The sequence below is a fragment of the Acaryochloris sp. IP29b_bin.148 genome, from assembly GCF_028285565.1.
Taxonomy (GTDB): Bacteria; Cyanobacteriota; Cyanobacteriia; order Thermosynechococcales; family Thermosynechococcaceae; genus Acaryochloris.
The window spans coordinates 1-4,167 of the sequence record NZ_JANQOY010000250.1 but is presented as its reverse complement, the minus strand read 5'-3'; the positions used below and the strand labels follow the sequence as shown (position 1 = coordinate 4,167).

The following is a 4,167-nucleotide window of genomic DNA, read 5'->3' as shown; positions in this document are numbered from 1 at the left end:
GATTGAGAAACGATTGGAAAGAAATCCTCAATTACCTAAATGGGACATCCTCATCAAGCCAATTTAGTCCGTGAGTTCTTTCCCAGAAATCGCCTTAGTAGATGTCTTTATCCTGATGTTAGAGGGGATGCATGAAGGTATTTTTGTGGAGGGATTAAGCTTTTCTGAGTCAGCCCTAAAAACGGTTAAGTCCTATGCTGGTCCAGCTTTTACGGGTCAATTAACCACTATTTTTGCTCTGGCCCCGTTGATGGCGATTTCAGGAACATTGGGCAAGTTTATTCGGCTAATTCCGATTAGTGCAATTACCTGTCTAGTTCTTAGCTATGCCTTGTCGCTATTGGTGGTGATTCCCCTATCAAAAGTGTTGCTGGGCAATGTCAAAGGAGGAGACACTAAAACCTTTGTTGATCGGCTTACGGAATTAGCTTCTGCTCGCTTTGCAGAATGGAGTTTGCGGTTCACTGTACCCAACCGACTTGTAGCTCGTCTTTGGTCCTTGGCTGCGTTGGGGATGTTTGTGTTTGCCTGCGTATTGTTCGCAACGCTGCCCCCAAACCTGTTTCCCGTCAATGAAGATACTAAGCTCAGTATTAATGTACAGATGGCTCCTAGTGCAACGCTGGCGCGATCTCAAGACGTAGCCGACCAAATGGGAGAATTGCTGCGCACCTACCAAGATCCGGATGGGAAGCCAGTTTTCAAAAGCTTAGTAAAATTGGTCGGCAAACCCAGCGGACTGGTGGCCTCCAGTGAACTCAAGCCTGCAAATGCGGATTACTTTGTTGGTTTCTCTGCGGTATTTGTAGATCAAAATCAACGCCAGCGAAATTCCTATGAATATGTGCGTGACTTACGACAAGACCTGCAAGAGAAAATTCTTCGTAACTATCCAGGATCTACTTTATCCATGCAATATCCCATTGCAGGAGGAGGTGATGATCCGATCCAGGTGGAGATTAGCGGTGATGATATGCAGGTTCTCCGTGAGATCTCGGTGCAGGTCCAGCAAGCATTACGGGAAATTCCAGGCACCATGGATGTACGCGATGATCTAGGCAACTTGCGAGAGGATTACAAGCTAATTCCCAAGCGAGAGGCCCTTAATTTTTACGGTCTGACGCAGGATGATCTGGCCGCACAAGGGCGATTTCTGATGTTCGACAACGACATTGGTGATTTCCCAATTGGCAGTGGTGAAGAAGATATCGAAATTCGCATGAGTACCCTTTGGCCCTCGCGTCAAGGGGAAGTAGGGGGACCATCCCGGCAAGATGAATTCCAAACGATTCGGTTTGTCACGCCAGACGGCAAAACGATTCCCGCCGAAGCAGTGCTTGAACCTTCTCCTGATGCGGTCCCCCTTTCCATTACCCATCGGAATGGGCAGCGAACAGTGACCGTACTAGCGAAAAATATCCCTGGCATTGGTATTTACAACACCAATATCCTTGAAGCCTTAACTCCTAAGCTGGAAGACCTTCGGAAATCCTGGCCGCGGGGTTATTCCTATCGCTATGGCGGGGATGCAGAAACCAGTGATGAGACTTTTGGTTCTGCTACACAGATGCTAGTCGTAGCTATTTTTCTAGTCTTTGCTGTCTTAGTCTTACAGTTTGGTTCCTATTCTCAACCCTTGATTATTATCTTGACGATCCCCTTTGCTTTGATTGGCACTTTTATCGGCTTTTTCCTGTTAAATCTGTCGTTTTCTTTCCCTGCTGCAATTGGTGTGATTGCTCTGACGGGTATCGTGGTGAATGATGCCATTGTGATGGTAGAAACGATGAATGAGCGGCGTAAACAAGGCATGGATGTTCGTCAGGCTGCGGCTCATGGTGCCAGTGATAGACTGCGACCTATTCTAACGACTTCCATTACGACAATAATTGGTTTAATTCCGCTTGCATTGAGTGAGGCTAACTGGTTTCCCCTCTGTATGGCCATTATTTTTGGTCTTCTTTCTGCCACGTTAATTGCCTTATTAGTAGTACCAGGGTTGTACTTACAACTAACTCCTAAAAATAATCCATTCAAGTGAAAAAACCGGACCCAATAACGAAGGAAACGTGTGAAATTGTCAGCCATGATGAGTATCGACATTAAAGACATATTCAAAGTGAGATTTGGAACTATCCTGACTAAAGTAAGAGACAAGAAATTTTGTGTATTAATGCTTGCATTTTCCTTGGGAACAATTTTGGATAGTGCAGCCCAAGCTGCAGATCCAGAGCATGTTGCTCAGTTGAAGCAGTCCAATGCTTGCGAAGGCTGTGATCTCAGTGGTGCAGATTTAAGCGGATTGATTCTCATCCATGCTAATCTTCGAAAGGCTAATTTACAGGGAGCGAACCTCCGCAATACATCACTATTATTGAGTAATTTGGAACAGGCTAACTTAGAAAATGCAAATCTAACTTCAGCCTACTTATATGGCAGCAATTTAGAAAATTCGAGGTTGGGCGGTACCGACTTTACACAGGCGATCTTACGTGGTGCAAAATTACAAGGTTCCAATGTGTGTGAGGCTAATCTATTGGGTGCAGATCTAACTGATGCTGATGTCAATTTAGAAGATTGTTCTGTTGAAGCAAACTCAACTATTCCGACGATCAATGAATAGAGATTGAATGGACTGTTAAATCTCAACTGATTTGAAATGCCAGCAAAATGACACTCCATGCTGACATAAACATAATTCTTATCTCAGGATCTCTGTAGACCTTAATTAGCAGTACTTTTAGCTTCAAAATTCAGGTTTTTGAGTATTTATAAGCCTGACCACAATACGGACAGAACCGATGTTTTACCAGTCGTAAATTTTAGTCATGTACTTATGCAGAAAGATTACGGGTAAGCTCTTCTAGTGTTAGCTCTGGGGTAAGAGGCTTAGTTACAACTCTTTATGAAGACAATAAAACCTGAATCTATAATGAAACGTCCCGAACAGCCCAGAAGCCATAAATATCGACAACTTCTCTTTGTCTTAATCCTCGTCTTCTCAGTGTCTCCATTTCTACAGTCAGGTATAGGCAGGATTGTGACAACTTTACTGTTGCTTTACACCATCATGGTGATTATCTACAGTTTTACTTTGCCCAAACTGCAGTTGTATCTCTATATCGTGATTGCCGTTATGGCTGCTTGCTTAGAAGTATGTGCCAGTTTGGGTTGGATTCCAAGATTGAATCAAACATTTGCAGTTATCAGTCAAGTCATCTTTGCCGCTTACCTTAGTGGCGCTGCCTATTGGATTGGGAGAGACATCTTTCGTACTCCTAAAGTGACATTAGACACAGTTAGGGGTGGCATTAGTGTCTATATGCTCATTGGTTTTGTATGGGCTTTACTGTATGGCATTGTCTCAACGCTCGATCCCTATGCCTTTTCTAAACCCCTTGTGCAACAACATTCCTTTCTGAAGGCCCTACATTTTAGCTTTACAACGCTCACTACTCTGGGCTATGGGGACATTGTGCCGGTGAGTGAAATTGCCTTAATCCTGACAAATTTGGAAGCCATTATTGGGCAGATGTACGTGACCGTCTTTATCGCAATTGTGGTGGGTGGTTATCTGCTCCAACAAAGATAGGCAGCCAGTTGACACTCTCCTACTAAACCGTTAGATATAGCCAGAGATTTTTGTTCCGCAGACTATTAGCTATGCAGCCTCATCTGCAATTACAAAAGGCTTCAGAACTGGCAACAAGATCGCTGTAGACCTAAATTAGCAGTATTTTAAGACTGCAAAATTTAGGTTTTTGTGTATTTATAAGCCTGACCACAATAAGGACAGAAACGATGTTTTAGAGATGTAATTAGCTCATTGCAGCTTTCACAGCGATTTCGTAAACGCTCACCACACTCAAAACAAAATTTCGCTCTTACATTCGTCCACAGAGCATCAGGAGGCGTTCCGGGCACCCAGCATTTTGGACAGAATTTTATGGCATGAACCACCTCAACTGAACTGCCTTTATACACACTCTCCAAATACTCTCCAGGGACTTGTAAAGCATAGGCCAAACCGTTGATGGTTTTACGATTCAGCTTAGTTGTCTTGCCTCGTTCTAACTTGCCAAGACTTTGGACATGCAGATCCGCTTTTAAGGCAACCTGCTTCTGAGTCATCCCTAACCCTTCTCGCAAACGGCGGACATATTCTGC

4 protein-coding genes are annotated in these 4,167 nt (G+C 43.9%); 3 read left to right on the top strand and 1 reads right to left on the bottom strand.

Features of this window, described 5'->3' with window-relative positions; all coding sequences use genetic code 11:
- Nucleotides 1-70: 70 nt before the first annotated feature.
- The 3 genes from Q0986_RS22740 to Q0986_RS22730 all read left to right on the top strand — a co-directional run bounded on the left by Q0986_RS22740 (nucleotide 71) and on the right by Q0986_RS22730 (nucleotide 3,592).
- A complete protein-coding gene (locus Q0986_RS22740) occupies nucleotides 71-2,041 on the top strand; it encodes an efflux RND transporter permease subunit (protein ID WP_299416596.1) in 1,971 nt (656 codons plus the stop codon).
- A gap of 45 nt (nucleotides 2,042-2,086) precedes the next feature.
- Nucleotides 2,087-2,623: a pentapeptide repeat-containing protein gene (locus tag Q0986_RS22735; protein WP_299416592.1), complete on the top strand. Its 537-nt coding sequence runs from the start codon at nucleotides 2,087-2,089 to the stop codon at nucleotides 2,621-2,623.
- A gap of 309 nt (nucleotides 2,624-2,932) precedes the next feature.
- Nucleotides 2,933-3,592, top strand: a complete 660-nt coding sequence (locus Q0986_RS22730) for a potassium channel family protein (RefSeq protein WP_299416590.1) — start codon at nucleotides 2,933-2,935, stop codon at nucleotides 3,590-3,592.
- A 161-nt stretch (nucleotides 3,593-3,753) separates the two neighbouring features.
- On the opposite strand, the gene Q0986_RS22725 is transcribed toward Q0986_RS22730, so the two are convergent.
- A partial coding sequence (locus Q0986_RS22725) for a zinc ribbon domain-containing protein (protein WP_299416587.1) occupies nucleotides 3,754-4,167 on the bottom strand: 414 nt, incomplete at its 5' end.

Bases quoted from the DNA above. Each gene is read 5' to 3' on its own strand.
- Q0986_RS22730 (WP_299416590.1), top strand. From the start codon at position 2,933: ATGAAACGTCCCGAACAGCCCAGAAGCCATAAATATCGACAACTTCTC.
- Q0986_RS22735 (WP_299416592.1), top strand. From the start codon at position 2,087: ATGATGAGTATCGACATTAAAGACATATTCAAAGTGAGATTTGGAACT.